The following is a 26,960-nucleotide window of genomic DNA, read 5'->3' as shown; positions in this document are numbered from 1 at the left end:
TGAATCCGGTTCGCCGGGTGATTCACGAGGTCGCGCCTCGCTCCGTTCCGGGAGGTTGAGTGAGTGTGCAGGTTTTGATTTGTCATCGCATTATTGCTTCGGCAACAATCAATCGCATAAATCACAAAGAAAGAGATTGGGCTTTAGCCCAACATCTCAGAGCGGGTTCGATTCCGATAAGCAGCATGGCATCATCATTTTACATCCACACCTTCGGTTGCCAGATGAACCTGGCGGACTCGGAGATCGTCACGGCGATTTTGACGGATGGCGGGTTCGTGCGGGCTGGCGACGAAGCCTCCGCCGATGTGGTGCTGCTCAACTCCTGCGCGGTGCGTGAGAATGCCGAGGAGCGGCTCGGCAACATCCTCACGCAGCTCAAGGGGCGCAAGCGGCGGCAGCGGGAGCTGGTGGTCGGTGTGCTTGGCTGTGTGCCGCAGTTCGAGCGCGAACGGGTCTTCAGCGATTTTCCCTTCGTCGATTTCATCGTTGGGCCGGACAACTATCGCGAGCTTGCCGGGATCATCGAAAACTCGCGGGAACAGAAGCGTCTCGCCAGCCTCGATTACGATCAGCAAGAAACTTACGCGGGCATCGATCCCGTCAGAACCGGTTCGATCAGCGCGTTCCTGCCGGTGATGCGCGGCTGCAACAACTACTGCGCCTTCTGCGTGGTGCCGGTGACGCGCGGGCGCGAGCGCAGCGTCGGTTACGAGCGCGTACTGGCCGAGGTCGCGGCGCTTGCCGCGTCGGGCTTCCGCGAGGTGACGCTGCTCGGCCAGAACGTCAACTCGTGGCGCGACGCCGAAAAGAGCCTCGACTTCGCCGGTCTGCTCGACGGCGTGAGCCAGGCCGCGCCGTCGATGCGCATCCGCTTCACCACCTCGCACCCCAAGGACATCTCCGAAGCGCTCGTCAAAGTCATCGCCGCGCGTCCGAATCTCTGCAACCACATCCACCTTCCCGTGCAGTCCGGCTCGTCGCGGATGCTCGACCTGATGAAGCGCGGCCACACGCGCGAGGAGTATCTCGACCGGATCGCCATGATCCGCCGCCACATTCCGGACGCCGCCATCACCACCGACCTGATCGCCGGCTTCTGCACCGAAACGGAGGAGGAGCACCGCGAGACCCTTTCGCTCATGGAGGCGGTCGGTTACGACACGGCGTTCATGTTTCACTACTCGGTGCGCCCCGGCACCTGGGCGGCGCGGAACCTGCCGGACGACGTGCCCGAAGCGCTCAAGAAGCGGCGGCTCCAGGAGATCATCGAGTTGCAGAACGCCATGTCGCGCGAAATTTACCGGCGCGAGATCGGCAAAACCGTCGAGGTGCTCGCCGAAGCCGAAAGCCGCCGCTCATCGTTGCAACTCATGGGCCGCACGAAAACCAACCGCGCGGTGGTTTTCAGCCGGGGCGAGTTCAACGCGGGCGACACGCTTCTGGTGAAGATCACCGGCGCGACCTCGGCCACCCTCACCGGCGAGGCGGTGTCGTAGCCGGTCGGCAAGCGCACTTGCGGGATAAAGCCGGGTCTGAGTGCCTCCGATTCAACGGGGCATCCTGCAAAAGGGACTCAAGGGACTCAAAGGACAAAGACCGAAGACGATTCTTCTGGCGCCGCTTCAGGGAACGTCCCGGCCAACGTCTCCTTCATGATCTCGACTTGGCGAAACACGCCGGAGATGCTTCCTTTATAATTGTTCCCGATATGATGTTATTATTTCGCCGGGATTCGTAAATTCACGGAACATATTCGGGCGCTTCATGGTGCGGAGTAACCCCTCGCCGAGGCTCTCGCAATCATTTTTAAATCGGCAGCCCGCCGTTTTCACCTCTTCTATCAATCATGTCAGTTGCACGCAAAGGTTTTGTCGATAAAGTAAAAGCCCATCTCGAACTGCTCGACCCCGTCACCTGGATCAGCGTTTTTCCCTGCCTCGCCGGTGGCGTCATGGCTTCCGGCGCCATGCAGCCGACCGTGCGCGACTACCTCCTGCTTGCCGCCCTCTTTTTTCTCTACGGCCCGCTCGGCACCGGTTTCAGTCAGTCGGTGAACGACTACTACGATCTCGAACTCGACCGGGTCAACGAGCCGACCCGCCCGATTCCGTCCGGCAGGCTCTCCGAAAAAGAGGCGATCTGGAACTGGAGCATCGTGCTCGTAATCTCCGTCGTGCTGAGTAGCTGGATCGGCATGAGCATCGGCGGCCAGCGCGGCATGATTTTCGTCGGTTCGCTGCTGGCGGGCCTCGTCGTCGGCTATCTCTACTCCGCTCCGCCCTTCAAGCTCAAAAAGAACATCTTCTTCTCCGGCCCGGCGGTGGGCTTCTCCTACGGATTCATCACTTACCTCTCGGCCAACGCGCTCTTCAGCGACATACGCCCCGAGGTGCTCTGGCTGGCCGGACTGAACTTCTTCATGGCCGTGGCGCTCATCATCATGAACGACTTCAAGTCCCAGGAGGGTGACGCGAAGGGGGGCATGAAGTCCCTGACGGTGATGATCGGCGCGAAGAACACCTTTCTGGTGGCCTTCATCATCATCGACCTGGTGTTTGCCGTCTTTGCCTGGCGCGCCTCGGCATGGGGCTTCACGACCCTGATGTACTTCATCGTTGCCGGTCTGGTGCTCAACATCATCATCCAGATTCCGATCTACCGCGACCCCAAATCGGGCATCACCCTGGTGCAGCACGCCGTCGATGACGGCTTCGGCAACGCCATCGGCAAGAGCGAGGTGCAGGAGCACAACGCCTTTTTGCGGTTTCAGGTGGTCAACAACATTCTGTTCCTGACCAACCAGATGTTTGCCGCCGCGCTGGTTGGCAGACAGTACATGTGATATTGACGAAGGTGGCGGGCGGAACCCTCTCTTTTTTCGCCTGCCGGTTCTGATGAATGCCGGACGACAAGACGATGACGATGCCTCGAGCGAACATCCGTTTTTCAGGTCATCTTCCTCATAACCTTCACTATCCGGAGGCGTCATGACAGCCATAGCCCCTACTTTTTTCGACCTGCCTGTCGTGTGGCACAACGTTCTGGTCATGCTGCTCACGTTCGCGTATGTGTTCAGCGTACCGCCGCTCATGGACTGGCTCGTGACCAACCACGGCCTGCCGCGCGACATCAGCCGCAAGATCACCCACATCTGCGCCGGTTCGGTCATCGTGTTTCTGCCCCTTTTCCGCGACGGCGACTGGTCGCACTACCTGAACATCACGGTTTTCGCCGTCTGGACGCTGCTGCTTATCCAGAAGGGACTTTTTGCCGCCGATGACGATCAGGCGGTCAAGACCATGACTCGCACCGGCGACAAGCGCGAGCTGCTCAAGGGCACGCTCTACTTCGTGGTGGTCGCCATGATCTGCGGCACTCTCTACTACAAGCAGTTTGCCGGCGTGCTCGCCATGGCCGTGCTCGGTTGGGGCGACGGTCTGGCGCCGATCATCGGAACGAGAATGGGTAAAATAAAGTACAAGGTGTTCTGCGAACGAAGCGTCGAGGGGAGCCTCGCCTTTCTTGCGGGAAGCCTTGGGGCGGGCCTCTTTTTCGTCTGGCTGATCGTGCCGGAATCCTTCGATCCCGCGAAGATCGCCATGATCGCCGTTGCAGCCACCGTCATCGAAGCCGTCAGTCCGAAAGAGGTGGACAATATTCTCATTCCGACGGGGGTCATCGCGCTTTCCGCGGTGCTCTGAACCTGTTGACTCTGTGTGATGCCTGGACTCTATTTTCTCAGCGATCTTCATCTCGGCCTGCAAGAGCCTCAGGCGGAACAGGAAAAACTGGAGCGCCTCGAAACCCTGTTCGCAGTCATCCGCGAACAGGGCGGCTCGCTCTACCTGCTCGGCGACATTCTCGATTACTGGATGGAGTTCCGCCACGTGATCCCCAAAGGGTTCACCCGGTTTTTCTGTATGCTCTCCGGGCTTGTCCGGAGCGGCGTCGAAGTGACCTGGTTTGCGGGCAACCACGACTTTTACCTCGGTGCTTTTTTCGACGACGAACTTGGCGTGAAAACCTGCTACGGATTGCAGGAGGTGCGCCACGACGGCAAGCTTTTTCTGCTTGCGCATGGCGACGGCCTCGGCGAGGGCGACCTCGGCTACAAGCTTTTCGCCCGCTTCGTGCGCAACCCGTTCAATCTCGGCCTGCTCACGGCTTTCCACTCCGACCTGGCCACGGCGCTCATGAAGCGCTTCTCCCTTCTCAGCCGCAAGCACAAAAAGGTCGATATGCGCGCGGAATCGACGCGCCTTTTCGATTTTGCCGCTGCTTTGGCGCGTGAACGTGATTTTGATTACTTTGTCTGCGGCCATAACCACTCGGAGCGTTTGCAGGTGGTGGGTGACTCGGGCAGCACCTACGTCAATCTCGGCTCGTGGATCGAAGGGCGGTATCAGTATGGCGTGTACGAACAGGGCGAGTTCCGGCTCGAAAAGCTTTAAGTCAACTATCAGATTCTCTTTTATCACATGAGCAACAACAAGGTTCTCAAGCTGGGCCTGCCGAAGGGCAGCCTTCAGGATTCGACTCTCGAACTTTTCGCCAACGCCGGTTTCCATTTCTCCGTCCAGAGCCGCTCCTATTTTCCCTCGATCGACGATGACGAACTGGAGGCGATCCTGATCCGCGCGCAGGAGATGGCGCGTTATGTCGCGCAAGGCGCGTTCGACGCCGGACTGACCGGCAAGGACTGGATCATCGAGACCGACTCCGACGTGGTCGAGGTGGCCGATCTGGTCTATTCCAAAGCCTCGATGAGGCCGGTGCGCTGGGTGCTCGCCGTGCCGGAAAGCTCGCCGATCAAGACGGTCAAGGACCTGGAAGGCAAGCATATCGCGACCGAGGTGGTGAACATCACGAAGAAATATCTGGCCGAGAACGGCGTGAACGCTTCGGTGGAGTTCAGTTGGGGCGCGACCGAGGTCAAGCCGCCGGAGCTGGCCGACGCCATTGTCGAAGTGACCGAGACCGGCTCGTCGCTGCGGGCCAATAAGCTGCGCATCGTCGAAACGGTGCTTCAGTCCAACACCAAGCTCATCGCCAACAAGGCCGCGTGGGAAGACCCGTGGAAGCGCGAGAAGATCGAAAGCATGGCCATGCTCCTGCAAGGTGCGATCAACGCGCAGGGCAAGGTGGGCCTCAAGATGAACGCCCCGAAAGCCGCGCTCGACAGGATCATGTCGGTCATTCCCGCCCTGCGCCTGCCGACGGTTTCGAGCCTGGCCGGAAATGACTGGGTGGCGCTCGAAGTGATCGTCGCCGAAAAGATCGTGCGCAAGCTCATTCCTGAACTGAAACGCGCTGGAGCGGAGGGGATTTTCGAGTACAACATCAACAAGCTGATCGATTAAGGGACGGCAAGGACTTCAGGGACAGCAGGGACAAAGAGGATGAAGATTGTTCGAGCATGTTTCCCGGATTCCGATACCTGACAATTCGTGTAACTGCAAGGCCGCCGGGTGCGGCCTTTTTATTGATTTGGCAATTGAAACTCTTGATAATTGCCCCGGCTTTTAAGCTGGGGTTCGCTGACAAGACAGAATACATCGGGGCTTTAGCCCAATCTCTTTCTGACAGGCGCTTCAGGTTTTGCTTGTCGGAGTAACCATTACCATGCTGATCTATCAACTCTTCATTTTGGGGTCGCTGCTGGTTTTTCTTGGCATCGTGCTGAAAAACCTCGGCGACTTGCCGCCGCTTCCCGCCGGGCCGGGTGACGGCGCGTTCGCGCCGAAGGTGTCGCTTCTGGTGCCTGCGCGGAACGAGGAGCTGAACATCGAGGCGTGCGTCACCTCGCTGCTCGGTCAGCGCTATCCGGATTTCGAGGTGATCGTGCTCGACGACCACTCCAGCGACGGCACGCTCGACGCGCTCCGCCGGATCGCCGCCGGGCCCTCCGCCGGTGCGAAGCTGCGGATTCTCGAAGGTCGCGAGCTTCCGGCGGGCTGGCACGGCAAGGCGTGGGCCTGCCAGCAGCTTGGCGAAGCGGCGGCGGGCGAGTTGCTGCTCTTCACCGACGCCGACACGCGCCACCAGCCCGACGCGCTCGCGCGGGCGGTCGAGGCGATGCGGCGCAGCGGCGCGGGGATGCTCTCGCTCACTCCGGCTCAACAGATGCAGAGCTTCTCGGAGAAGCTGATCGTGCCGCTGGTCTATCACATTCTCTTCAGCTACCTGCCTGTCGCGATGGTCTGGAAAAGCCGCTCTCCGGCCTTCTGCTACGCCATCGGCCAGTTCATTCTTTTCCGGCGCGAGGCGTACGAGAAGATCGGAGGGCATCGGTCGGTCTGTAACAACATCGTCGAGGATGTCTGGCTCTGCAAGGCGGTCAAGCGTTCGGGCGGCAAGGTGGCGGCTTTCGACGGAACCGACGCGGTGAGTTGCCGCATGTACCGGGGTTTCGGCGAGGTGTGGCAGGGATTTTCCAAGAATCTCTTCGCCGGTCTCGGCAACAGCGTCCCGTGCTTCATGGCGCTGATGGCGCTCGTCGTGCTCCTCTACCTCGCGCCGTACGGCTTCCTCGCTACGTCGGCGCTGCATGGCGACCGCTCGCTCACCTTGTTCTGGCTGCCGACGGCTCAGATTACGGTGGCGCTCCTCATCCGCCTCATCATCGCCGCGAAGTTCCGTCAGCCGTTGTGGCCCGTGGCGTTGCATCTCTTTTCGCAGGCGATGCTGCTCCTGATCGCCGCCAACTCGTTCCGCCTGAGCGTTTTTGGCAAAGGGCCGCAGTGGAAGGGGCGGAACTACCCGCTTTCAGGTCATGGCAGTTAGCAGCGCAGAGCGCGTCGGCGGTGGGTGATACGGATAAAATTTTTTAAATTAGCAGACAATTTTTTCAGGCGTTTTCCGGCATCGTCATGCCGTCGCCCGGCAACCATCAAACGAACTACACACATGGGTTTTCTTTCGAAGATATTCGGCAAAAAAGAGGTGGAATTGAAACGGCCTCAGGTGCGCGAAGACGCGGCCTTGATCAAAACCCTCACTGGTCACGAAGACCGGGTGCTTGGCGTACGCTTCAGCCCCGACGGCAAGAAGCTGGTCAGCGGCAGCTTCGACGAAAAGGTGAAGTTGTGGAATGTCGAGACCGGCAACGCGATCCATACCATGTCGGGCCATACCACCTGGGTCAAGTGCGTCGATTACAGCCCCAAGGGCGACAAGGTCGCCAGCGGCAGCATCGACAGCACCGTGCGCATCTGGGACGTGGTGACCGGCAAGTGCCTGCACGTCTGCAAGGGGCACGATACCGAGGTGCGCATGATCGCCTTCAGCCCCGACGGCAAGGTGGTGGCCAGTTGCTCGCGCGACACCACCATCAAGTTCTGGGACGCCGAAACCGGCAGTGAGCTGAAAACGCTCTTTGGCCACAAGTCCTACATCGAATGCATCGCCTACAGCGCCGACGGCAAAAAGCTCGTGAGCTGCGGCGAGGAGCCGGTGGTGAAAATCTGGGATATCGAAACCGGCAAGAACATCGCCAACTACGCGACCGGCGACACGCTCTCGCACTTCGCGGCCTTCAGCCCGGATGGCAGCAAAATCGCGCTGTGCGGTCGCGACGCCAAGGTGAAGGTGCTCGACGCGACGAGCGGCAAAGTCATCCACATCCTCGAAGGGCACGAAGATGGCGTTCGCAGCCTCTGCTTCAACCCGGCGGGTACGCTCATCGCCAGCGCGGCCAACGACGAGTCGGTGCGGCTCTGGGACGTGGAGAAAGGAACGCTCGCGCACACCTATCGCGGCCACACGCACGAGGTGCAGTCGGTCGCCTTCTCGCCGGACGGCAAGGTGATCGCCAGCGGCAGCGACGACTTCAAGATCAAGCTCTGGGGCGTCGTGTAAAGCTTCGTGATGTTAACAAAACTGCCGGGTTGATGCCCGGCAGTTTTGTTTTGGGGAAGTGGACTGGCACGGACGAAGTGGACAATAAAAATTTTCTTTGTCCACAACGTCCACCGCGTCCAGTTCTTGCATTCACCCGTCGTCGCCGATGGCGTTTGTGGGGCAGGCCTCCATCTGCTCGCGGCAGAGGGCGATATCGGCTTCCGATTCGGGTTGCTGCGCCACGTAGGCGAATCCCTCCTCGTCTTCGGCAAAGAAGTCCGGGGCGGCGTTGTAGCAGATGGTGCAGCCGTTGCAACCCTGTCCGTCGGGATCGTCCGGGCTGGTGACATAGAACGGGCCGGTCGCATTTGCCGTATGCTTCAGTTTGTTGTTGGCCATAGCTTTTTCCTCCTGTGGAATATGGTGTTTGCCGTCAGCAAAAACCGGCATGAAGCCTGAGGTTGGAACTATCCATGACGCAACAGAGGTGCAAAGAGTTCCACGCAAGCGGCGGCCCAGCCTGATGAGCTTTTTGTCATTGTCTCTTGGTCGGCGTTTGGTTAATATATCTTCCGTCAGAGACCCGATGCCGACTGACGGCGGCGCTCCTTTTCGCCTGTACCGGCGATCGATCATAACCATCCTCTCGCATGGGCATCATTCTTCTCGATATTGGCAACGTGCTGGTTAACGTGGACTTCATGCCGTTCTGCCGGGCGGTTTCGCGCGAGGGCGAGCCGGGCGCGGCGGCGATCATGGAGCGCTATTGCCAGGGTGAACTCAAGGATCGTCACGACACCGGGCGCACCGGCCCGCTGGAGTATCTCGCCATGATCGCCGCCGATCCGCTCACGCGCGACCTGCCGCCCGACCGGCTCCGGCTCGCCTGGCAAGACATTTTCGCGCCGACGCCCGGCAGCGCCGAAGCGGTCGAAGCGCTGCGGCAACGCCACCGCCTCTGGATCATGAGCGACACCGACCCGCTGCACTTCGCCTTCCTCATCGACCGCTTTCCGGTGCTGCGGAACATGGATCGCTATTTTCTCTCCTACGAGCACGGCTGGCTGAAGCGCTCGCCGGAAGCGTTCCGGTACGTGCTCGATTCCTCCGACGGCCTCGACGCCTCTGAATTTCTCCTGATCGACGACCGCGAGGTCAACACCCGCACGTGCGCCGTGGCTGGCATCCAAAGCATCCTGTTCCGGAGCTGGAAGGAGACGCTCGCCTCGTCGGCGCTGGCGGCTTTTTCGCAACATTCCGTCCATGAGGAGGCATCCCTATGATCAGGATCGCAAGGGGATTTTCGGTTGACGACAGCGAGATCGAAATCAAGGCCATGCGCTCGCAGGGCGCGGGCGGGCAGAATGTCAACAAGGTCGAAACGGCGGTGCATCTGCGCTTCGACATCGGCGCTTCGTCCCTGCCGCCGGAGCTGAAAGAGCGGCTTGCGCGGCTCAATGACCGCCGGATAACGCGGGAGGGGGTGATCGTCATCCGCGCCCAGCGCTACCGTACGCAGGAGCGGAACCGCCAGGACGCCATCGAGCGCTTCCAAGGCATTCTGACCAAGGCGCTCGTCGAGCAGAAGATGCGCAAGCCCACCAGACCGCCAAAAAGCGCCTCGGCGAAGCGGCTCGAAACGAAGGCGAAAAGAGGAGAACTCAAGGCGTCGAGAAAGTCCATCGGTGACGAGTGAGCCGTGGCGCGTCCGGTGACGCCGCGACGGAAACGAAGAAGCCCCCGGAATGCCGAGTCATCAGCATTCCGGGGGCTTTTTGCATGAAACGCGCCGATTGGCTCAGAGCAGCGTTTCGCGCCGTTTGCCGGTATCGGCAACCATGACCGTGCGCTGGCTGTCGAGCTGCTGATGATAGGTCTGCACCCTTGCCATGAAGCGGTGCAGTTCCGATCGGGAAAGCGAGCGGCGCGGCGCGGCCTGCTTCAGCGCAACCAGCGGATTCTGCGGGCGTCCGTTCCTGATGATCCTGAAATCGAGGTGCGGCCCCGTCGAGCGGCCGGTCGAACCGACATAGCCGATGATGTCGCCCTGCTTGATTTTTTTACCGTAACGGCTGCCCGATGCGTAACGGCTCAGGTGCAGGTACATCGTATGAACTTTTCCGGAATGGGCGATGGTGATCATGTTGCCCGCGTTGCCTTTGCGTCCGCGGAAGATGATGCGCCCGTCAGCCACGGCCTTCACCGGCGTACCGGTTGACGCGGCCAGATCGACGCCGCCGTGGTACTGACGCCTGCCGGTCACCGGGTGAGTGCGATAGCCGAATCCGCTCGAAACGCGGCTGAAGCGGCAAGGCTGGATAAACATGGTTCTGCCCTGCGCCATGGCGCGTCCTTTTTCATCGTAGTAGGCCGTGTCGCCCTTGGCATTGGTGAACTGATAGGCTTTGAAATTCCGGCCCTTCGAGCTGATTTCGATGGCGAGAATGTCGCCGGTGCCAATGAAATCCGTGCCGCTCCACTGCTCCTGGAAAAGAATCCGGTAGGTCGCTCCGGCCTGGATGTCTTTTCTGAAATTGAGCCTGGTGGAGAGGATTTTTCTGAGTTTCGGATTGAGCGAAGAGCGGTTCCGGCTGCGCAGCTCGCTCGACAGCGAAGAGCTGAGAGTTCCTTCGATGGTGGCGACCCTGGTGTCGTATTCGATGGTTTCGCGTTCAGCGCTCACCCTGCCGGTCTGTTCATCCCTGACGATATGAAGCGTTTCGTAGGGGCTCGACTGCAAGGAGAAGCGGACGAACTTTCCGTTTCTTCCGGTTTCAAACTCATAGGTTTTACCGGCTTTCAGCCCCTTGATCGCCGCGTTTCCCTTGAGCTGAACGGTCAGTCGATGGACTTCGGAAGGCGTCAGCCCGGCGGCGGTGAGAATGGTGTAGATGGAGTCCCCTTTTTTGAGGGTTCTCTTTTCGATCTTTCTGGCAGGATCGTTTTCGCCCTCGTCGAGCGTTACCTTGTCGGACTCGTCATTCAGGCCAAGCTCGTCGTCGCTGGCGAGGCCGACCGATTTGAAGAGCGTGTGCATCGGCGAGGTCGATCCGTGATCGGACGCGGTCTGCCGGGATGTTGCTGAAAGGATGAGGCTGACTGAAAAGAAGAGGACGATGAGTAGCGCCGTCGATGACGCAAGAAGGAGGGGACGACTTCGGAACAGGGCCGAACGGCGCAACCTCAAAAGAAAATGGCGAAATTGGGAATTGGACATAGTTACTACATAAGTTCACGAAACACGAAGGGTGAAACACCTTGCAAAAATCTTAGACATCAATGTTATAAAAAAAGCCCGGAAAGGAAAATTCAGTACGCCTCTAATACGCCATATCTGTGCGAATCCGGGGAAAAAGTTCTCTTTTTGAAGGTTTTTTTCCTGATCTCGCCATCCGGCATTAATTTTCTTCATTCTTGAACCACGGTTGACCGTTTTGTCGGAGGCCATTTTCGCCGCCGCAGATGCGCTCCGCTGCCGTGTTTTTTCACCATCAAACTCTTGATTACGCCATGCTTGCAACCAACGAAAACCGCCTTGTCGAAATCCTGCTTCAGTGCCAGCCCGGCCAGCCCCGCACTCGCGGCACCTGGGAGGTCGATCACCAGGGCACACCCTTCATTCTGCCCTCCATCGGCGGCATCACGCTCAACCTTCAGGTCGGCGACCCGGCGTTTGGCTGGGAGGGCGACCACATCGAACCCGGCGTGAGCTGCACCGCCGACACGCACAAACCCTACGAGCATCCGAACGTCACAGTGCAGATGTTGAGCTGCGTGGGCAACACGGCCACCATCGTCTCCGGCGAGGCCAAAGGCGAGTCGGGCGTGGTGCTTGGCCATCACGGCGGCTCGGAGCACATCATCGTCGATTTCCCGCGTGAAACCAAGGAGAAGATGGCCTACGGCGACACCATCATGGTTCGCTCGAAAGGGCAGGGGCTGAAGCTGACCGACTTCCCGGAAATTGCGCTCTTCAACCTCGATCCGTCGCTGCTCGCCAAAATGAAGATCGTAGTCTCCGACGATGGTGTGCTCGAAGTGCCGGTGACGACGGTGGTTCCGGCCTACTGCATGGGTTCCGGCATCGGCTCGGCGCACGTGGCGAAAGGCGACTACGACATCGTGACCAGCGACCCCGACGCCGTGCGCGAGTTCGGCCTCGACCGCATCCGCTTCGGTGACTTCGTGGCGCTGCTCGACCAGGACAACCGCTACGGGCGAGCCTACCGCAAGGGCGCCGTCACCGTCGGCGTGGTGGTGCACAGCGACTGCCGCGAAGCGGGCCACGGCCCCGGCGTCACCACCATCATGACCAGCGCCACCCCCGCCATCCGCCCCGTCATTGACCCCAAAGCCAACATCGCCGACCTCCTCGGCATCGGCACGAGATTGTAAGGGTTTCCTGACTTCTTTGTAGGGGCGAACCTGTGTGTTCGCCCTTCCCCGCCAAATCTCAACTTCGCCCGAGCGGAGCAACTTCCCCCATTTCCAGTCGCATCGCCCGACCATCCACATCGTCCACACTGTCCACGTATTGCAACGAAACACCCCCACGGGCGTGGGGAAGACAACCTATCTTGGCGGACGGGTAGAAATCAGAAGGAAACACCCCCACGGGCGTGGGGAAGACCAGCAAGCCAGCCGATTACCGAGTGCTCAATAGAAACACCCCCACGGGCGTGGGGAAGACTGCTGAATGGTGTTCAAAGCTGTAAAAGACCTGGAAACACCCCCACGGGCGTGGGGAAGACCTTACAAGAGCTGAGTCCGCGACCGTCAACGAGGAAACACCCCCACGGGCGTGGGGAAGACAAGATCGAAAGCGGCGAGATCACCGATATCAAAGAAACACCCCCACGGGCGTGGGGAAGACGAGGTCAAGGAGCTGCTTCGCACGATAGATACAGAAACACCCCCACGGGCGTGGGGAAGACGCCATTTGCCGAATCAGGAGAAAGGCGGATTTAGAAACACCCCCACGGGCGTGGGGAAGACCTTACCGGCATGGATTCCCGGTTGAACGCTCAAGAAACACCCCCACGGGCGTGGGGAAGACTCATCGTACTCGGTGTCGGCAACTGGCGCGACGGAAACACCCCCACGGGCGTGGGGAAGACCGATCAATCCATGAGCTGAAAAATTCCGGGTCAGAAACACCCCCACGGGCGTGGGGAAGACCTCGGCCACGAATTCAGGCCGACACGCTACTGGGGAAACACCCCCACGGGCGTGGGGAAGACTGCGCGAGGCGCGGGGTCTGTTCGAGCACCGAAGAAACACCCCCACGGGCGTGGGGAAGACCGAAAAGAGGAGAGATCATGAAGCAGAAAGAAGAAACACCCCCACGGGCGTGGGGAAGACCCAGCACGGATTCGAGAGATTCAGGCCGACATGGAAACACCCCCACGGGCGTGGGGAAGACTCAATACTCAGGATTTGGCCAAACCGTTCGTAGGAAACACCCCCACGGGCGTGGGGAAGACGTAGAATCTGCGACGGGCGGGCGTCCCCATAGGGGAAACACCCCCACGGGCGTGGGGAAGACGTGCCCGTCCGTGTCCCACGAGAACTCGGGCAAGAAACACCCCCACGGGCGTGGGGAAGACCTCTACGCATACGCAGTTCATCCTCTGAGTAGGAAACACCCCCACGGGCGTGGGGAAGACGCAGCACCAACAGCCATTGCCTTGACGGTGACGGAAACACCCCCACGGGCGTGGGGAAGACGATTACGGTACCCTTATCAATCATATCCTGAGAGAAACACCCCCACGGGCGTGGGGAAGACCATGGGAGAGCGCAGAATGAAATGGATTCGTAAGAAACACCCCCACGGGCGTGGGGAAGACCTCGCCCAACCCTGTCAGCCGGGCTGGTTATGTGGAAACACCCCCACGGGCGTGGGGAAGACAAAAAAGCGTGGCGAATGGCGAGACGGAGGTAAGAAACACCCCCACGGGCGTGGGGAAGACCTCTTCGAGGTCATCAACGGCGATACCGTATCGGAAACACCCCCACGGGCGTGGGGAAGACTGCCCCGCCGGAGAACGCCTCGTAGGGCAACTCGGAAACACCCCCACGGGCGTGGGGAAGACGCTAACTGCTACGCGATCACGATGGCGCGGCGGGAAACACCCCCACGGGCGTGGGGAAGACCTCAAGTGCCGGGAACAACCAAGCTCGATCCAGAAACACCCCCACGGGCGTGGGGAAGACCTGGCGCTCGCTCACGGCAGGTAAAAGTAAAGAGAAACACCCCCACGGGCGTGGGGAAGACCTACAGCAGGCTTGAGAAAAGCGTGGTCTGTGAGAAACACCCCCACGGGCGTGGGGAAGACACTGGGTTTTACTGGGGTTTCGGGACGTCTGGCGTCAAGCTGTTTGGGTTTTCTGGTGGCGAGGCGGCGGATTTTTCAATCACGAGCGGTAGGCCGGAGATTTCCGTTATGGCTTTGCGCGTGTCGCCCATGCCGAAAATCTCGTAGCCGGGGCACCCGTTCGAGCTGTTGAAAATCATCAGGCCGCTTTTCGGCGGGCAGTGCTCGTGCAGATAGTCCACCACCTTTCTGGCCAGGCTGTCCCTCACGCCCGACACAAAAACGTTCGCCCTGGGTTCGATGAACCAGAGCTTCATCCGGCCACGCACAGCCGGGGGCAGGTCATTGGCGATTACAACGAGCATTGCTTTTTTCCGAGAATGGTTTCAATATCCGGCCCGATTTTGCCGAGCAGGTCGATTTCGATCACCCGCCGCCGGAACTCCGTGGCGATCTTGTACCGGTCGTAATACCCGGCCATTGCGGCGGTCAGCGAAAAAGCCAGCTCGATGGAGACGTGCTGTTTGTACAGATCGGCCAGGTCGTAAATGAACGGCAGCGGACTGCCCGCGTGAATGAACCCGATGTGCGGCGAATAGCCCATGCTGTGCACCGCCGACATAATGATGCTGTACAGGGCCGCGTTTGCCGCCGTGAGAATCTTGTTGGTCGTGTCGCTCATCTCGAATTTTCCCGGCTCGAACCGCCGCCCCTTCCAGCCCACCTTGTACTTCACGGCCATCTCTTCGTAAAACTTCCGCACCCGCAGCCCCTCCATGCCCATCATCTGCGGCAGCGTTTTTTTCTCAAGATCGGCGTCGGGAAAGCGGTAGGCGAACATCCGCCGCGCGACTTCGAGCGATTTTGCCGGAGTGGCGGCCAGCATCATCTGATGGTGCATGTTCCTCGTGTTGCTGGTTGGCGTCTGCCCGCTGGCGAAAAACATCATGCTGTCGTCGCCCACCCAGCAGATGCCGCAATTGGCGGCGGCCATCACCTTGACCGCCTCGTGCGTCACCGTCGTGCCGGGGCCGAGCAGAATACAGTTCAGCATGGCCACCGGCAGGCGAACGACGTTGCAGTCGCAGTCGATCCACTTCACGCTGCTGTCGTCGATCTCCATCCGTCCCTTCTCAAGATAAAGAAACGGATACTTTTCCTTGACCTGCGGAAGGGTATCCCGCGTCACTTTTATTAAAAGCCGCGCAGGATTCCCTTCGTTGATGAGTTCATTACTCTTCATTGCTTTCGTGGATAATGGTTACTCGCCGTTCACGGTACTTTTTTCGTGTGCCGAACTGCACCGGCACGTCGTTCAGCGCCACGACCTCGCCCGCGCTTTCGTCACCCGCCGCGTAGTCGCGAACGCGGAACGCCTCCCGGAGCGACTTTTCGGCGGCGATGGCCGAGGCGGCTTCGATCGCCGCCGCCTCCGACTCGAAGCGGCCCCGGAACACCAGGTCGGTCGGCGCGCAGCACTTTCGTCCGAAATAGATGTCCCACACGGGAGCCTGAAGCGCTTCGGCGAACTCCGTGGCCCGCGCCGCCGGAACCTCCACGGCGGCGGCGAACGTCGCCTCCTGCAAATAGTAGCGGTAGGTCATCTTCGTGCCGCCGCCCACTGCGATGCCACCGTCCCGTTTTCTTGGAATCAGCATCTTTTCCCAGTCGTCTTTTTCGTCATACCCGCTGCCGACCATCTGGAAGTCGCGCAAGAGCGGCGGGCGCTCGCCGCGTTCGCGCTGGAACGCGATCACCGTCTGGCGGAGCGGGGCCATTTCGTCGAGCAGTTCCCGCTGCTCACCGCCCGCGCCGAGGGCGCAGCAGAGCAGGCCGAGCAAGCCCGACTTCGTGGGGAAGTCGAGCGTGTCGCGCCGCCCGAAGCGCGAGTCAGCGCCCCACGACTGGAGGGGCGCTTCGAGCCATAAAAGAATGCATGGATTGCTCATGATTTCGCTTCGATAAAATTCCGGATTTCGCCGACCAGCGTGTCGATGGAGAACGCCTCGTCCTCGCCGAAGTCGAACTCTTTTTCCTTGCCGAAGAGCGACCCGGCAAGCTTCTCCTTTTTTGTGAGATAGTCGGACAGCGCCTCGATGCTCGGCTGGAGAAATCCGCCATCCTTCGCCCTGACGGCGGTCTCGAACGGAACCTGAAGGCGCTGGCCCTTGCGGATGTAGATTTTCGCGAACTCCCACGGCGACGCGCCCGACTGCGTCGTCTGCCGGGCGCTCGGCACGGCCACGAAGAGCGCCTTGGTGAACGCCTCCACCGCGTCGGCAATGTCCGCGCCACCGAGGTTGTCCCAAAGCTGGCCGAGATCGAGGCTGACGTAGCGGTAGTAGGTGGCGGAGTTGAATTCAAGGCTGCCCATGTGCGCCGAACCCGGCTCTTCGGCAAGGTCGTCGAGCGCGGTGAAGAACTCGACCTCGTTGCTCACCTTGTGGGTGGAAATGGCGTGAGCGAACGACGCGGCGGCCTCGATGTTCAAATCGGCAGCCTGCGCCACCATCCGCCCGAACAGCGCGATGTCGAGGCCGTCTTTGGCCGGATCGAGCGTTTTTTTCGAGAGCTTCGCCAGCTCCTTGTCGTTGAGCTTCGCGGCGTCGAACTCCTTTTCGGCGGCGTACTGCGCGTAGGCGTTTGCCTCCGTTTCGCTGAAAAAGAAGAGCGTGTCGTTGCTGAACGCGGCGGCGATTTTCTCTCCACACGCTTGCGCTTTTTCCTCATCCGCGCCGAGCGCCACGCAGGCTTTGGCTACGTAATCGGAGACCTTTTTGCTTCTGACGCCGAGCCTCACGCCGAGATTGTGCATTTCGAGGCGCACCTGCCGCTTCCAGCACTGCGAGCTGACGCGGGCGCGGGTGGAGCCGCCGACCATCGCGGTTTTCGGAGCGCCAACGTCGTCGCGGTTCAGGCAGGTGACCGGAAAGGGCTGGAGGATGTGGAACTCGATGCGCTGGCCCTTGAATGGATTGTTGTTCATGGTGTTCATGGTCGTAGGGTTTAGTGGTTTGAGTCGTCTTTGAGAGGTTCGATCTGCAACAGCCCGAAGCCGAATGCCCGGCCCCGGCCAATGCCTTTGTTGAAGCTGTCAATAAAGAGGTCGCGATTTTCGACCCGCAGCATTCCCGACACGCGGGCCGCTCCGTGGGTAACGGGCGGGCCGTCCTGCTTTTTGAATTGCATCACCGGCAGCATTTGCACGTCGAGCCGCGCCGGATCGACGCTGAAGCCCCACGACGCCAGCGATTTGCCGCCGAACCACGTCGCCACCTCCTCGCGGGTTTTGATGGGTACGCGCCTGCCGCTCTTGTTCTCCTTGCGCGTGGGGTTGAGCGTGACCTCGAACTTGTAGAACCGGTGCTGGAGAAATTCGTCCGGCACAGGTCTGGAAACCAGTTCGCCTTGCGCCGGTTGCAGCGGCGGCCTGTCCGACAAAATGAGGATTTGCCGCCCTTTGGCGTCGCCCCCCTTGTCGGCGAAGAGAAAGCCGCTGGGAACGCTCGACCGCTTTTCGTCCTCCGAGCGCACGTCCTCGAAGAGGCTATAGACGACGCGGTGCAGCGAATAGTCGTCCGTAATGCGCAAGGCATTGACGTCCTTGCGGCTGAGGGTGAGAATGGTTGCAATCATGCCTCAACCTCCTCGTTTACGCTTTCGCCGGCGTGGCGGTAGAAGTCGGTCGCCCAGGCTGTTTTGACGCGGTTGCTATCGCGATGGAACCAGATGAGCTGGTCGAGCAGCTTTGCGTAGTCGAGCGTTACCGCCGCTTTCGAGTCGATCAGGCTGAAGAGCGGGCGCAGAATCCGGCAAGCCTCCGTCACCGAATCGCAGGCGAGCAGCCGCCGGAGCCGCGCTTTGGCCTGATCGCTGGCGCTCTTGTCGTCGTAGCAATAGGCGATGGCCTTGCCGATGCCCGCCGAGCCGTTGCGCTCCGCTTTGGCCCGCGAGATGGCGGCGGCGATGGTGGCGTAGGGAATGCGCTCGAACGGGTTTTCGAGGTCGATGTTGAAGCCCGCCAGGTACTCCCAGCTCTGGTACTCGGTCGCCGGATTGTCCGCCCGGCGAAGCGCAGCGGCGGCCCCCTTGTCCTTCTGGCACAGGCCGATCACAAACTCCACGAACTTTTCCGGCCTGCCGGTTTTCTTTTCGTTGTCCATAGTTATTTGTTTTGTCAGTTGTTGATGAAATGCTTCGAAAGGTTCGGGCGGCACTCCGCCCACGCATCGATCTGCCGCGCCGTCTCCTTCGGGCAGAAAGCGTCGTACGACTGCAAGGCGAGCGAGTCAATCGCTTTGAGGATGGCGGGAAGTTTGTCTGGCTCATAGCAGGCATCGACCAGCTCCTGAAAGCGCCGCTCGCAGAGCTGCCAGAAGAGGCCCGAAGCGTTCGAGGCCAGGTCGCCGCCGTCCATGTTCTGTTTGGCGAAATAGCTCCTTGTCGCCGCATAGACTCTTTTGGAAAGCTGGTCGAGCGACGCCATCTCCTGCCTGAACCGGTCGTACCAGTTTTTATCGATCGCCTCGGAGTTGAACAGGAAGAGGGATTCGACGAAATCGTTGTCCTGTTTAACCGACTGGTCGCCTGAGTTCGCGCTGACGCGAAGTCCGCCAGACCAGATGCCGATCTGCTGGTGACGCTGCTTTGCCCGTTCGAGTCCGTACTTGATGAACTGGCACTCGAATCCCTTGTTTGCGCTGCTTTCGAGGAAGGCCAGCATCGACGGCAGTTCGCGCCACGGGCGCTTGTCGGGATCGATCCAGAGCACTTTCAACTGTTTTTCCTGATCGTTGATCGTCATGCCCGGCTCCCGCCACCCCTCCTTGTGGCTTGGGTATTGCAGCCCTTCGACGTAGTAGATGCCTTCGCCGTCGAGCAGGACGAAGCGCGAAAGCGAGAGCAAGGTCGCCATGTAGGACTCCTTCAGGCTGATGGCTGCCGGGCACGCTTCCCCCTCCGGCATCCGCTCCCACGGCGGCGAGCCGAGACCCGATTTCCAGTACGGGTTGGCGCTGATCTGCTCCCGCGACAGCAGGTTAAGCAGCACGGTGTCCGTCAGCGTTGGGCCGGTGAGGAACGAGTGCAGGTATCCGGCAAAATTTCCGATGCTTGGCCCCGCTTTGGCGGAGACCGATTTTCCCGTAAATCCGGGGGTGAGCGGGGAGAGGTTCTTTTCGATCCGCTTTCCGCCAAAAGCGAAGTTCATGAGCGTGACGACGAAGAGCGCCATTTCAGCGGGGGCGCTGGTTTCAGCCATCTGGAACTGGCTCAGGATTGTGTTGTTCTCCGCTGGCAGGTCGGGGTAGAAGCCTGTGCCGATTGGGCGGGGCAAGGCGTTCTCTTCGGCCAGTTTTTCAGCGGCCTCTTTTTTCTTCGCCGGAGCGGCGGGTGCGGCTTTCAGCTCGGTCTGTTTGCGCTCCTCGATCAGCCTCCGGACGGCAGGCATCTGCAAAAACGGCTTTTCGCCGAAGAGCCAGAAGCTCTCGCGCCACTTTTCGAGATAGGCGCGGCAGGCGGTGCGGAAGGTTTCGGCGTCGAGCTGTTCGAGTTCCTCCGTGGTTTCCGGTGTGCAGGCGGCCTGGCCGATGGCGAGCAGGAGCTTGGTGAGGGCGATTTTCTGCACGGGGTTGCCGCCGAGCGCGGGAATATCGGGATCGCTGAAAATGTCGCCGAGGCTCGTGAAGCCTTTGCCGACGGCGGGAATCCACGGCTCGTCGATCAGGTTGAAGCGGTTTTGCATGGCTGTGTTGATGGGGGTTATCGTTTTTCGTATTGGTAGCCCAAACGGGCGTTGTAACTCAGTTCGTATTTCTCCGCCGCCGCGCCGCCGCCGGGCAGCTTCAGTTGGCCGCCCTCGCCCACGATGGCGACGCGCAGAAGGCTTTCGCTCTTCGACGGGTCGCCGAGGTAGAAGTAGGGTTTGAGCCACGAGAGCGCTTTGCGTCCGGGGTCGGCGGGCGCTGCGTAATCGGCGACCTGAAGCGTTTGCGTGGCGAGACAGGCGGCGAGCTTGCGCTGCTCGCGTTTCCGGTTGGCGGCGAATTCGTGTGGCAGGGTGAGCTTCTGGCCGTCGAGCAGCGTCACCGTGGTTTCGTGCGCCGCGTGGTTGTGGCTGACCGATTGCAGCAGGAGCAGCTCGACGCTGTCGATGTCGCTGAACCGGGTGCTGACGTTGGTGTCCGGCATGGCCTTGAGGCCCGGCGAGACGCTCTGTAGCGCAAAGTTTTCGAGTATCTCCTTTCGCCGCTGGAGGTCGGCTTTGTGCTTTGCCATCGCCTCGCTTTCCGGCTTCGCTTCGTAGGTGCGTTCGAGCAGGCCGCGAATGTCGCCCGGCAGCGAAAGCGTTTCCACGCCGCTCCACGCCTGAAGCGTGCGCAAGAGCACGTAGGGGCTATAGACCTTCGCGCTGTTGCCGAACGCCTCGGCGGGATTCTGCTCGGCGGCCTCGAACTCCGCGCTGACGATCCACGCCTCGCACCTCGCTCCGGCGGGGCGCTGGTGGAAGCTGTGCCGCCACAAGCGCCCGATGCGCTGCAAGAGCATGTCGGTCGGGCAGAGGCGCGTGACGAGGAAATCGGCGTCGATGTCGAGCGACTGTTCGAGCACCTGCGTACCGACGAGAATCCGCCCCCGCTCGCGCCGCTCCGCCGCGCCATCCGCGCCGTAGCGCGTCACCCACTCCTCTTCGAGCGCCTCGCGGTCGCGGTGGATGAAGCGCGAATGAAGCAGGCCGCACTCGATCTCCATGCCGCTCGACCGTGCGGCAAGAAGTTTGAACGCCTCCTGCGCCTCGCTGACGGTGTTTTCGATCCAGAGCACCTGCTGGCCGGAATCCGCACGGTCGAGCGCCTCGTCCAGCGCCTCCTCGCAGTCGAGCGTCTGGCGGATGGCGACGCGGTTTCCGGCGGGCGTCTCCGGCGCGACCTCCAGCGGCTCCCGCGCGTCAGCGGGCAAGGCGGTGATGAGCGGGTAGGCCGCCTCCGCGCTTCGGGCCGCGCCGAGCAAAGCGCTCCGGCGCTCGCCGGTGAGGGTGGCGCTGAGGATGATGACCGTGCAGCGCAGCCGCCGTAACTCCTCGACCAGCCGGTCGAGAATGGTGCCGGTGTAGGCGTCGTAGCTGTGGACTTCGTCGAGAATGACCACCTTGCCCGCGATGCCGAAGGCGCGCACGAAGCCGTGCTTGACGTTCATCGAGGCCATCAGCGCCTGGTCGATGGTGCCGACGGCGAAAGGCGCGAGCAGGCCGCGTTTGGCGGAGCTGAACCACGAGCAGCCGGGCGCGGCCTCCGCGCCGAGGTCGAACTCCCGCAGCCAGGCGTTGCCGTGCAGGAGCAGCGCGGCCCGGTGGGGAGAGTCCGGTTCGAGCACACGGTCGAGGAAGCGCTCGACCCGCTCGTGGATGCGGTTGGAGGTCAGTTGCGTCGGCAGCGCGAAGTAGATGCCGCGAGCTTTGCCAGCCGACACGAGGGCATAGGCGGCGTAGAGCGCGGCTTCGGTTTTGCCGATGCCCATCGGCGCTTCGAGGATATAGACGCCGGGGCAACAGGCCGCCTCGATCAGGTCGCGCTGGATTGGGCGCGCCTCGAAGTCGAAAATCTCCCGGAACGACAGCCCCGGTTTGAGGCGCGGCGGCGTGAATCCGGCGGTATCGACGGCGGCGGCGACGCGCTCCTGCCACGGCTCGCCGGGGTCGTCGAAGGCCGCGCCGGAGCCGATCCAGTCCGCCACGGAGGTCAGCCCGGCAAGCATGCGTGCGTGCAGCGGATCGCGGATTTCCGGGAACCGTTCGCCTGTTGCCTCCATGAGCAACGCCAAAAGCCGCGCCCGCTGGAGCTGCCACGCCGGGCCGCCGAACGCCTCCGCATCGGCGGCTCGTCCGCCGATGTTCGGCGCGTAGCCGTGGTGGCACCCGGCAATCGCGGCGACGGCTTTGCCTGCTTTCAGCGCTTCGAGAGCGCACTGGCTCACACCCGCATGGCCGCCCCAGCATTTATTTTCATCGATTGAGCGATCGACATTGCGTAACGCTTCCAGCGATGAGGCATCGGCGTTCTCGATCTTTGCATAGATTTTTTTCTGGAAGGTCGGGCAAGCCTTGCCGAGATCGTGGCAGGCGGCGACGAGCGCGGAGCCGCTGGGGAAGAACGGCTCGCGCAGAAAGGTGGGCGAGCGGGCGATCAGCTCCCGCGCCACTTCGCCCGCGATGCGGCAGTGGTCGAACACCGTTCGCCCGGCAACGGAGCGCAGGGCATCTATTTTTCGCGATTTGGCCAGGCAGCTTTCGAGCGGCAGTGGCGGATGTTCAGCCGGAGCCTCCGGCTTTCTGTTGGATTTGGGGTATCGCATGGCGGTCAGGTCGTGAGGTTTGAACGGCGTTTTCATGCAAAACACAAAACGGTCAACCAGGGCCACAACGAGCCGGAACTGCTGGCGTGTGTGGGTTGGGGTGATAAATTGAATGTAAAAAATCGCTTCTCCGAAATATGAATTCTCCTGTGCGAAAAAAATACACGCAAGGCAAAAAGGTGAGATTTCATTTTCGCTCCGGATTGGTCACATCATTTTGAAGTGGTTCCTCGAAGAGGTGGAAAGGAATTTTGGCGGGGGGAAAAGTGTTGACAAATGAAGAGTGAGTTGGTAGTATTACATTCGTTTTCATGAACAGTTAAACGGAGCTAAACCATGAACCTGAAGCTTTATGGAAGGGATCCCCTGAAGATGTTCGAAGATGTGTTCAACGAAAGACTGACGCCTTTCATCAGTTCGATGGGCTCGATGATCGCTCCGACCTTCAAGGTGGATATCAGTGAAGATGAGAAGGCGGTCTATATTTCCGCCGACATTCCGGGCGTGAAGAAGGAGGATGTGAAGGTGACGATGGAGGATGAAATCCTTAGCATCTGCGCCGAGCGCAGCCAGGAAGAGGAGGAGAAAAAGAAGAACTACCACCGCGTCGAACGCTCGTGGGGCAGCCTGTCGAGAAGCTTTTCGATAGGCGACAACGTGGACGCCGAGAACATCACTGCCAACTACGACAACGGCGTACTCAAGATCGTCGTCCCGAAAAAGGAGCCGGAAGAGAAAAAGAGCAAAGAGATCGCCGTAAGCTGATCGGCCAGAAATCAAGATTCCTCCCAGCCTCGCGTTTTCGGATGCGGGGCTTTTTCTATTGTCTCTGTTCCCCCCCAACCTGGATTGACAGCCGTGACAACTGAACAGGCAATGTGCAGGGTTGATACCCTCCGGTATGCAGGAGGATAGAGCTGGAGTTGCCCGGTTTCGTTCCAGTCCCACAACCACAAAAACCGCCGGGCTGGCGGGTTTTGCTGTTGCTATCTTTTCTGTTAATCGGCAGTTGCGGACGGTGGACGAGGGCGGCCCTCGATGGTCGGTTTCGTCGAACTTGTCACGGTTGCGCTTCTGGTGCTCGCGCTCGTAGCCGGCCTTATCGAGGCCGAAGCTCATGCCGAAGACCATTTCCGGCCTCAGCTCATTGAGGTTCTTGAACTCTATTACTCTGCGTGAGCACTTGCGAAATTCAGCGATATACTCTTCGATCCGGTTGATCTCGTCTCAAAATACGCCACGAGAAGCATCTGGTGTCGCCGTATAGAGTGTTTCCTCCAAACGTGATGCCTCAGTCAGGGTGCAGCGTAAAATTACCGTTATGCGGATGCTCTCTCAGTTACACCTCAAAGTGAAAAGCGCGGTACGGGCTATTACTGGGTGCTGTTCTCAGCTTTTTCACTCAGCGGCGTATAATGACTGGGAACTATTATGGTTTCTCAGGTGGTTTATAATTTAAAGTAGATAGAGAAACGCTTCAGTGATTTCCCACCTGCCCCTTCTCTCTATTTACGGCTGTGCCCTCTGCAGCTATGTATTGAATGTCTTTGCCATTCGATACCATCAGTACCCGGTTCTTGGTTCAGTAGTTGTGTGCCGCATTACTCGTTATCAGTTAATGCATGTCTGTAAAACAGTCTTTTCAGTCATGAATTCTAAAAGACGTCGGCGATAGCATTACGCCGGTAATTCGATTGGCGGTCGTTGATCAGACAAAATGTGCTCTATTTGTCCATCAAAACAAGGGAAGGTGTAAAATGTTGGAAACCATCGTTGTCATATTGCTGATCCTCTGGATTCTGGGATTGGTGACTTCTTACACCATGGGGGGATTTATCCACGTACTTCTTGTCATTGCGGTTATCGTGATACTGATACGAGTCATACAGGGACGACGTATTCTGTGATAGCTCATAGTCCGGATACCCGTGAAAAAACGGCTTGACGGGAGCATTTTTTTTCAAAGCAACCTCTGGCTCTTTTTGGGAATTGCCGGTACTTCATGGTACGCCTTCCGCGGACAGTTGCGCGAAAGTAAGAGTAAGCGTTGGCCTTGTCGCCATTGGGCAAAAGACGTCTCGCCATTACCATAACGACACTGAGGAAGCTACTCTCAATCTCGGTCATCAATGTCGGCAAGAGAACAAGAGAGGCAGGCGAGCGCCAGAAGATCGTTGAATGATGGGCAGACAGGCTTTAGCTTGCACTGAAATACATTGAATTATTACTTAACAGGAAAGTCGAAATGAGAAAACGTATTTATCTGGCAGCAGTAATTGGCTGTATGGCATTGGTGAATCAACCCGTAAATGCCCAGAATGACTTGGCAATGTCGAACAGGAGGGGCGGTACATCGATTGTTATCAGCTCGAGACCGGACTTTATTGACCTTCCGGATCAGGGATTTTCAATATCCGTAGGAAGTCCTTATGATATTATCAGTTACGATAACCGGTATTACCTGTACCAGAATGGAGGGTGGTATTACTCTTCTGATTATCGCGGGCCGTGGACTTATACCAAAAAGAGCAGGTTGCCCGACCGGATAAGACAGCATCGCATCGAGGATATTCGCAGATACCGTGACGTCGAGTACAGGAAACACGACTACCGGGACAACCGGAATAACATGGATCGGCGCCGTGATGACAACCGTCGGTAGTGATGGTACTGAAATGCGCACGACATTGGCAGTTGTTGTGCGCTTGCACGGCTCCTTGGCGATAAACGGGTTTTGTTTGCAAATTATTCAGCTCCAGGGAAATGAAAGTATATGTTCTTGCAGGAATAAAACGTAAACGGGAAAATCAAGATGAAAAAGCACATCTGGTTCAGTTGTGTCATTGCGGGAACGTTGCTTGGCATGCCATCGGTCAATGCTTCGGCGGCAGTCAGCATATATAGTACAGATAGTCGGATGCCGTTTGAGATCAATTCTGAGCCGAGTTTTGTTTACCTCAGAACTCAGGGGTTCTCTATTTCCATCGGAAGTCCATATGACATCATCTATTATGGGAACAGATATTACCTAAACTATAACGGACGTTGGTATCGGTCTTATAGTTATCGTGGGCCGTGGGTTCTTGTTGGCAACAGCAGAATACCTTCAAAGATAAGAAGGCATCGCTTTGAAGATATACGAAGGTATCGTGACATCGAGTATCGCAAGTCTGACAGCCGCAATAACAGATATCAGCGCGACGACGATAACCGGAGGAGAGTACTCGAACAGAAGTACAAAGCTCCCGAAAGCAGGAAAATCCAGGAGCCTCCGATCAAAGCACCTGAAGGCAGGAAAATCCAGCAGCCTCCGATCAAAGCATCTGAAAGCAGAAAAGTACAGGAACAACCAAACAGGGTTCCAGAAGGCATGAAGGCGCATGAACAACCGAACAAGGTTCCCGAAAGCCGAAAAACTCAGGAGCGGCAGGAAAATAGTGATAAGAGAGGCGGCATTGAAGGCAGGGGCAACAAATGAACAGAGCAAGTTAGGGGAGAAGAATCTTTTTTTTCAAACTGGGTAAGCATGACAATGGAGACACCATGACTGAAGAAAAAAACACACGGCTTGACGTTGTTGATGTAATTTACAGTCTTGCGTACTGGATGACCGGCTCTGAAAAAGATGCAGGTAAACTTTTAAAAAGTACTTATCTGAATACGAGCAAAAACAGCACAGTTTTCGAGCTGATAAAGAAATTCAGAATCTGTTATTTTGACAGTATTGGACAGATGCCTGTTTCCGTATTCAAGGAGGAAGAGTACGATCAGCCGAAGGAGAGTTTGTCAGAATCGCTGTGGAAATGGTGTGAGGATATCAAACTTACAGTTTTACTGTCAGAGATTTCCGGATTGAAACATCGTGATATTTGTGAAATAAGCGGAAACACTCTCGAGACGATAAGGTTGTGGTTATCCTGGGGACGTAAACAGTTGAATAATGGCACGTTGTTGAATTATTCCGCTGTTTTGAAGGTCACAAAGGCTCTTAAAATAAACGCATTGCCACAGACAGCTCTTGCGCTTATCAGCAACTGATGCTATGATTGTTCGCGTTATTCAATAGCCACGGATGTAAATGTCTGAGGATATGATATATGAATCGATTAAACAAAGGAGCTTATAATGAACATGAAAGATGCCTACAAACAAAAAGCTGAAGCCGAACTGGAGCTCGCTCACGCGAGAGTGGATGAGTTCAAGGCAAAAGCGAAAAATTTTACAGCAGACACTCGTATCAAATATGCCAAGCACCTTGACGATCTTGAGCAAAGCGTGGATACGGCAAAGGCCAGGCTTAAAGAGTTAAGCGAGGCCGGAGAGGATGGTTGGGAAAAAATGAAAGATGGTTTTGAAAAGACATTGCATGGATTACGTCAAGCCATACATGATGTTGCTGAGAAATTCAGGGATTGATAGACGGTGCTTCAATTAATATCAAAAATGGAGATT

The 26,960-nt window shown here is 58.6% G+C and carries 28 protein-coding genes and 1 CRISPR repeat array; of the genes, 17 read left to right on the top strand and 11 right to left on the bottom strand.

Going from position 1 to position 26,960, the window contains the following annotated elements:
* Window positions 1–185: 185 nt before the first annotated feature.
* From miaB to FGF66_RS01665, 7 genes are all read left to right on the top strand, one after another.
* On the top strand, window positions 186–1,499 hold the full coding sequence (gene miaB / locus FGF66_RS01695) for a tRNA (N6-isopentenyl adenosine(37)-C2)-methylthiotransferase MiaB (RefSeq protein ID WP_139455978.1): 1,314 nt from the start codon (window positions 186–188) through the stop codon (window positions 1,497–1,499).
* Window positions 1,500–1,849: 350 nt separating this feature from the next.
* Entirely contained in the window at window positions 1,850–2,845 is a 996-nt protein-coding gene (locus tag FGF66_RS01690; protein WP_139455977.1) for a UbiA family prenyltransferase, read from the top strand.
* A 145-nt stretch (window positions 2,846–2,990) separates the two neighbouring features.
* Entirely contained in the window at window positions 2,991–3,704 is a 714-nt protein-coding gene (locus tag FGF66_RS01685) for a diacylglycerol/polyprenol kinase family protein (RefSeq protein ID WP_139455976.1), read from the top strand.
* A gap of 18 nt (window positions 3,705–3,722) precedes the next feature.
* Entirely contained in the window at window positions 3,723–4,454 is a 732-nt protein-coding gene (locus FGF66_RS01680) for a UDP-2,3-diacylglucosamine diphosphatase (protein WP_139455975.1), read from the top strand.
* A 27-nt stretch (window positions 4,455–4,481) separates the two neighbouring features.
* On the top strand, window positions 4,482–5,363 hold the full coding sequence (gene hisG, locus FGF66_RS01675; protein WP_139455974.1) for an ATP phosphoribosyltransferase: 882 nt from the start codon (window positions 4,482–4,484) through the stop codon (window positions 5,361–5,363).
* Window positions 5,364–5,625: 262 nt separating this feature from the next.
* Complete coding sequence (locus FGF66_RS01670) at window positions 5,626–6,786, top strand: glycosyltransferase (RefSeq protein WP_139455973.1); 1,161 nt, start codon at window positions 5,626–5,628, stop codon at window positions 6,784–6,786.
* 123 nt (window positions 6,787–6,909) lie between these two features.
* Window positions 6,910–7,860, top strand: coding sequence for a WD40 repeat domain-containing protein (locus tag FGF66_RS01665; RefSeq protein ID WP_139455972.1), 951 nt, complete (start codon window positions 6,910–6,912; stop codon window positions 7,858–7,860).
* A gap of 132 nt (window positions 7,861–7,992) precedes the next feature.
* Here the strand turns inward: FGF66_RS01665 and FGF66_RS01660 are convergent, their stop codons facing one another.
* Window positions 7,993–8,241, bottom strand: coding sequence for a ferredoxin (locus FGF66_RS01660; RefSeq protein WP_139455971.1), 249 nt, complete (start codon window positions 8,239–8,241; stop codon window positions 7,993–7,995).
* A 251-nt stretch (window positions 8,242–8,492) separates the two neighbouring features.
* On the opposite strand from FGF66_RS01660, the gene FGF66_RS01655 reads away from it, so the two are divergent.
* Window positions 8,493–9,125, top strand: a complete 633-nt coding sequence (locus FGF66_RS01655) for an HAD family hydrolase (RefSeq protein ID WP_139455970.1) — start codon at window positions 8,493–8,495, stop codon at window positions 9,123–9,125.
* Window positions 9,122–9,538 (top strand): alternative ribosome rescue aminoacyl-tRNA hydrolase ArfB, encoded by a 417-nt coding sequence (arfB, locus tag FGF66_RS01650; protein WP_139455969.1) that lies wholly within the window; start codon window positions 9,122–9,124, stop codon window positions 9,536–9,538. The genes FGF66_RS01655 and arfB overlap by 4 nt, the downstream gene beginning before the upstream one ends.
* 102 nt (window positions 9,539–9,640) lie before the next feature.
* Here arfB and FGF66_RS01645 read toward each other — a convergent pair whose 3' ends face one another.
* Together FGF66_RS01645 and FGF66_RS12540 are read right to left on the bottom strand one after the other, a co-directional pair.
* A complete protein-coding gene (locus FGF66_RS01645; RefSeq protein WP_246046484.1) occupies window positions 9,641–11,029 on the bottom strand; it encodes a M23 family metallopeptidase in 1,389 nt (462 codons plus the stop codon).
* A 45-nt stretch (window positions 11,030–11,074) separates the two neighbouring features.
* Window positions 11,075–11,362: a hypothetical protein gene (locus tag FGF66_RS12540; protein ID WP_170181154.1), complete on the bottom strand. Its 288-nt coding sequence runs from the start codon at window positions 11,360–11,362 to the stop codon at window positions 11,075–11,077.
* Between FGF66_RS12540 and FGF66_RS01640 the strand changes: the two genes are divergently transcribed.
* On the top strand, window positions 11,353–12,237 hold the full coding sequence (locus FGF66_RS01640) for a DUF4438 domain-containing protein (RefSeq protein WP_170181153.1): 885 nt from the start codon (window positions 11,353–11,355) through the stop codon (window positions 12,235–12,237). The two genes, FGF66_RS12540 and FGF66_RS01640, sit on opposite strands and share 10 nt — an antisense overlap.
* A gap of 146 nt (window positions 12,238–12,383) precedes the next feature.
* A CRISPR array of direct repeats spans window positions 12,384–14,180; the repeat unit is 28 nt; unit sequence GAAACACCCCCACGGGCGTGGGGAAGAC.
* Between the two features lie 8 nt (window positions 14,181–14,188).
* Here the strand turns inward: FGF66_RS01640 and cas2e are convergent.
* The 8 genes from cas2e to cas3 are packed head-to-tail and all read right to left on the bottom strand — an operon-like array spanning window position 14,189 to window position 22,544.
* Window positions 14,189–14,524, bottom strand: coding sequence for a type I-E CRISPR-associated endoribonuclease Cas2e (cas2e, locus tag FGF66_RS01635; protein WP_139455967.1), 336 nt, complete (start codon window positions 14,522–14,524; stop codon window positions 14,189–14,191).
* Window positions 14,512–15,402, bottom strand: a complete 891-nt coding sequence (gene cas1e, locus FGF66_RS01630) for a type I-E CRISPR-associated endonuclease Cas1e (protein ID WP_139455966.1) — start codon at window positions 15,400–15,402, stop codon at window positions 14,512–14,514. Before cas1e ends, cas2e begins: the two co-directional genes overlap by 13 nt.
* On the bottom strand, window positions 15,392–16,108 hold the full coding sequence (cas5e, locus tag FGF66_RS01625; RefSeq protein ID WP_139455965.1) for a type I-E CRISPR-associated protein Cas5/CasD: 717 nt from the start codon (window positions 16,106–16,108) through the stop codon (window positions 15,392–15,394). Before cas5e ends, cas1e begins: the two co-directional genes overlap by 11 nt.
* Window positions 16,105–17,145, bottom strand: coding sequence for a type I-E CRISPR-associated protein Cas7/Cse4/CasC (cas7e, locus tag FGF66_RS01620; protein ID WP_139456071.1), 1,041 nt, complete (start codon window positions 17,143–17,145; stop codon window positions 16,105–16,107). Before cas7e ends, cas5e begins: the two co-directional genes overlap by 4 nt.
* Window positions 17,146–17,165: 20 nt before the next feature.
* Window positions 17,166–17,795 carry a type I-E CRISPR-associated protein Cas6/Cse3/CasE gene (cas6e, locus tag FGF66_RS01615; RefSeq protein WP_139455964.1) on the bottom strand — a complete coding sequence of 210 codons (630 nt, stop codon included), beginning with the start codon at window positions 17,793–17,795 and terminating at the stop codon, window positions 17,166–17,168.
* Window positions 17,792–18,322: a type I-E CRISPR-associated protein Cse2/CasB gene (gene casB / locus FGF66_RS01610; RefSeq protein ID WP_139455963.1), complete on the bottom strand. Its 531-nt coding sequence runs from the start codon at window positions 18,320–18,322 to the stop codon at window positions 17,792–17,794. Before casB ends, cas6e begins: the two co-directional genes overlap by 4 nt.
* A 14-nt stretch (window positions 18,323–18,336) precedes the next feature.
* On the bottom strand, window positions 18,337–19,902 hold the full coding sequence (casA, locus tag FGF66_RS01605; protein ID WP_139455962.1) for a type I-E CRISPR-associated protein Cse1/CasA: 1,566 nt from the start codon (window positions 19,900–19,902) through the stop codon (window positions 18,337–18,339).
* Between the two features lie 17 nt (window positions 19,903–19,919).
* Window positions 19,920–22,544, bottom strand: a complete 2,625-nt coding sequence (gene cas3, locus FGF66_RS01600; protein WP_246046476.1) for a CRISPR-associated helicase Cas3' — start codon at window positions 22,542–22,544, stop codon at window positions 19,920–19,922.
* 300 nt (window positions 22,545–22,844) lie between these two features.
* On the opposite strand from cas3, the gene FGF66_RS01595 reads away from it, so the two are divergent.
* From FGF66_RS01595 to FGF66_RS01570, 7 genes are all read left to right on the top strand, one after another.
* Window positions 22,845–23,273: an Hsp20/alpha crystallin family protein gene (locus FGF66_RS01595; RefSeq protein ID WP_139455961.1), complete on the top strand. Its 429-nt coding sequence runs from the start codon at window positions 22,845–22,847 to the stop codon at window positions 23,271–23,273.
* A gap of 273 nt (window positions 23,274–23,546) precedes the next feature.
* Window positions 23,547–23,687: a hypothetical protein gene (locus FGF66_RS12535; protein ID WP_170181152.1), complete on the top strand. Its 141-nt coding sequence runs from the start codon at window positions 23,547–23,549 to the stop codon at window positions 23,685–23,687.
* Between the two features lie 578 nt (window positions 23,688–24,265).
* Complete coding sequence (locus FGF66_RS01590) at window positions 24,266–24,415, top strand: lmo0937 family membrane protein (RefSeq protein ID WP_139455960.1); 150 nt, start codon at window positions 24,266–24,268, stop codon at window positions 24,413–24,415.
* A 338-nt stretch (window positions 24,416–24,753) separates the two neighbouring features.
* Window positions 24,754–25,170 carry a BcpO-related WXXGXW repeat protein gene (locus tag FGF66_RS13070; protein ID WP_139455959.1) on the top strand — a complete coding sequence of 139 codons (417 nt, stop codon included), beginning with the start codon at window positions 24,754–24,756 and terminating at the stop codon, window positions 25,168–25,170.
* A 150-nt stretch (window positions 25,171–25,320) separates the two neighbouring features.
* The gene (locus tag FGF66_RS12530) at window positions 25,321–25,986 is read left to right on the top strand and encodes a hypothetical protein (protein ID WP_170181151.1); all 666 of its coding nucleotides are present in this window, start codon (window positions 25,321–25,323) and stop codon (window positions 25,984–25,986) included.
* Between the two features lie 65 nt (window positions 25,987–26,051).
* On the top strand, window positions 26,052–26,546 hold the full coding sequence (locus FGF66_RS01575; protein WP_211341964.1) for an RNA polymerase subunit sigma-24: 495 nt from the start codon (window positions 26,052–26,054) through the stop codon (window positions 26,544–26,546).
* 87 nt (window positions 26,547–26,633) lie between these two features.
* Entirely contained in the window at window positions 26,634–26,924 is a 291-nt protein-coding gene (locus tag FGF66_RS01570) for a sll1863 family stress response protein (protein WP_139455958.1), read from the top strand.
* Window positions 26,925–26,960 lie beyond the last annotated feature (36 nt).

The organism is Chlorobaculum thiosulfatiphilum (genome assembly GCF_006265165.1).
GTDB lineage: Bacteria > Bacteroidota > Chlorobiia > Chlorobiales > Chlorobiaceae > Chlorobaculum > Chlorobaculum thiosulfatiphilum.
This window is presented reverse-complemented; position numbering and strand designations above follow the sequence as displayed.

Bases quoted from the DNA above. Each gene is read 5' to 3' on its own strand.
- FGF66_RS01660 (WP_139455971.1), bottom strand. From the start codon at position 8,241: ATGGCCAACAACAAACTGAAGCATACGGCAAATGCGACCGGCCCGTTC.
- cas7e (WP_139456071.1), bottom strand. From the start codon at position 17,145: ATGAACAACAATCCATTCAAGGGCCAGCGCATCGAGTTCCACATCCTC.
- miaB (WP_139455978.1), top strand. From the start codon at position 186: ATGGCATCATCATTTTACATCCACACCTTCGGTTGCCAGATGAACCTG.
- hisG (WP_139455974.1), top strand. From the start codon at position 4,482: ATGAGCAACAACAAGGTTCTCAAGCTGGGCCTGCCGAAGGGCAGCCTT.
- FGF66_RS01690 (WP_139455977.1), top strand. From the start codon at position 1,850: ATGTCAGTTGCACGCAAAGGTTTTGTCGATAAAGTAAAAGCCCATCTC.
- FGF66_RS01685 (WP_139455976.1), top strand. From the start codon at position 2,991: ATGACAGCCATAGCCCCTACTTTTTTCGACCTGCCTGTCGTGTGGCAC.
- FGF66_RS12535 (WP_170181152.1), top strand. From the start codon at position 23,547: ATGGTCGGTTTCGTCGAACTTGTCACGGTTGCGCTTCTGGTGCTCGCG.
- cas6e (WP_139455964.1), bottom strand. From the start codon at position 17,795: ATGATTGCAACCATTCTCACCCTCAGCCGCAAGGACGTCAATGCCTTG.
- FGF66_RS01595 (WP_139455961.1), top strand. From the start codon at position 22,845: ATGAACCTGAAGCTTTATGGAAGGGATCCCCTGAAGATGTTCGAAGAT.
- FGF66_RS01665 (WP_139455972.1), top strand. From the start codon at position 6,910: ATGGGTTTTCTTTCGAAGATATTCGGCAAAAAAGAGGTGGAATTGAAA.
- casA (WP_139455962.1), bottom strand. From the start codon at position 19,902: ATGCAAAACCGCTTCAACCTGATCGACGAGCCGTGGATTCCCGCCGTC.
- FGF66_RS01670 (WP_139455973.1), top strand. From the start codon at position 5,626: ATGCTGATCTATCAACTCTTCATTTTGGGGTCGCTGCTGGTTTTTCTT.
- cas1e (WP_139455966.1), bottom strand. From the start codon at position 15,402: ATGAAGAGTAATGAACTCATCAACGAAGGGAATCCTGCGCGGCTTTTA.
- arfB (WP_139455969.1), top strand. From the start codon at position 9,122: ATGATCAGGATCGCAAGGGGATTTTCGGTTGACGACAGCGAGATCGAA.
- FGF66_RS13070 (WP_139455959.1), top strand. From the start codon at position 24,754: ATGAGAAAACGTATTTATCTGGCAGCAGTAATTGGCTGTATGGCATTG.
- FGF66_RS01680 (WP_139455975.1), top strand. From the start codon at position 3,723: ATGCCTGGACTCTATTTTCTCAGCGATCTTCATCTCGGCCTGCAAGAG.
- cas3 (WP_246046476.1), bottom strand. From the start codon at position 22,544: ATGAAAACGCCGTTCAAACCTCACGACCTGACCGCCATGCGATACCCC.
- cas2e (WP_139455967.1), bottom strand. From the start codon at position 14,524: ATGCTCGTTGTAATCGCCAATGACCTGCCCCCGGCTGTGCGTGGCCGG.
- casB (WP_139455963.1), bottom strand. From the start codon at position 18,322: ATGGACAACGAAAAGAAAACCGGCAGGCCGGAAAAGTTCGTGGAGTTT.
- FGF66_RS01570 (WP_139455958.1), top strand. From the start codon at position 26,634: ATGAACATGAAAGATGCCTACAAACAAAAAGCTGAAGCCGAACTGGAG.
- FGF66_RS01575 (WP_211341964.1), top strand. From the start codon at position 26,052: ATGACTGAAGAAAAAAACACACGGCTTGACGTTGTTGATGTAATTTAC.
- FGF66_RS12530 (WP_170181151.1), top strand. From the start codon at position 25,321: ATGAAAAAGCACATCTGGTTCAGTTGTGTCATTGCGGGAACGTTGCTT.
- FGF66_RS01655 (WP_139455970.1), top strand. From the start codon at position 8,493: ATGGGCATCATTCTTCTCGATATTGGCAACGTGCTGGTTAACGTGGAC.
- cas5e (WP_139455965.1), bottom strand. From the start codon at position 16,108: ATGAGCAATCCATGCATTCTTTTATGGCTCGAAGCGCCCCTCCAGTCG.
- FGF66_RS01640 (WP_170181153.1), top strand. From the start codon at position 11,353: ATGCTTGCAACCAACGAAAACCGCCTTGTCGAAATCCTGCTTCAGTGC.
- FGF66_RS01590 (WP_139455960.1), top strand. From the start codon at position 24,266: ATGTTGGAAACCATCGTTGTCATATTGCTGATCCTCTGGATTCTGGGA.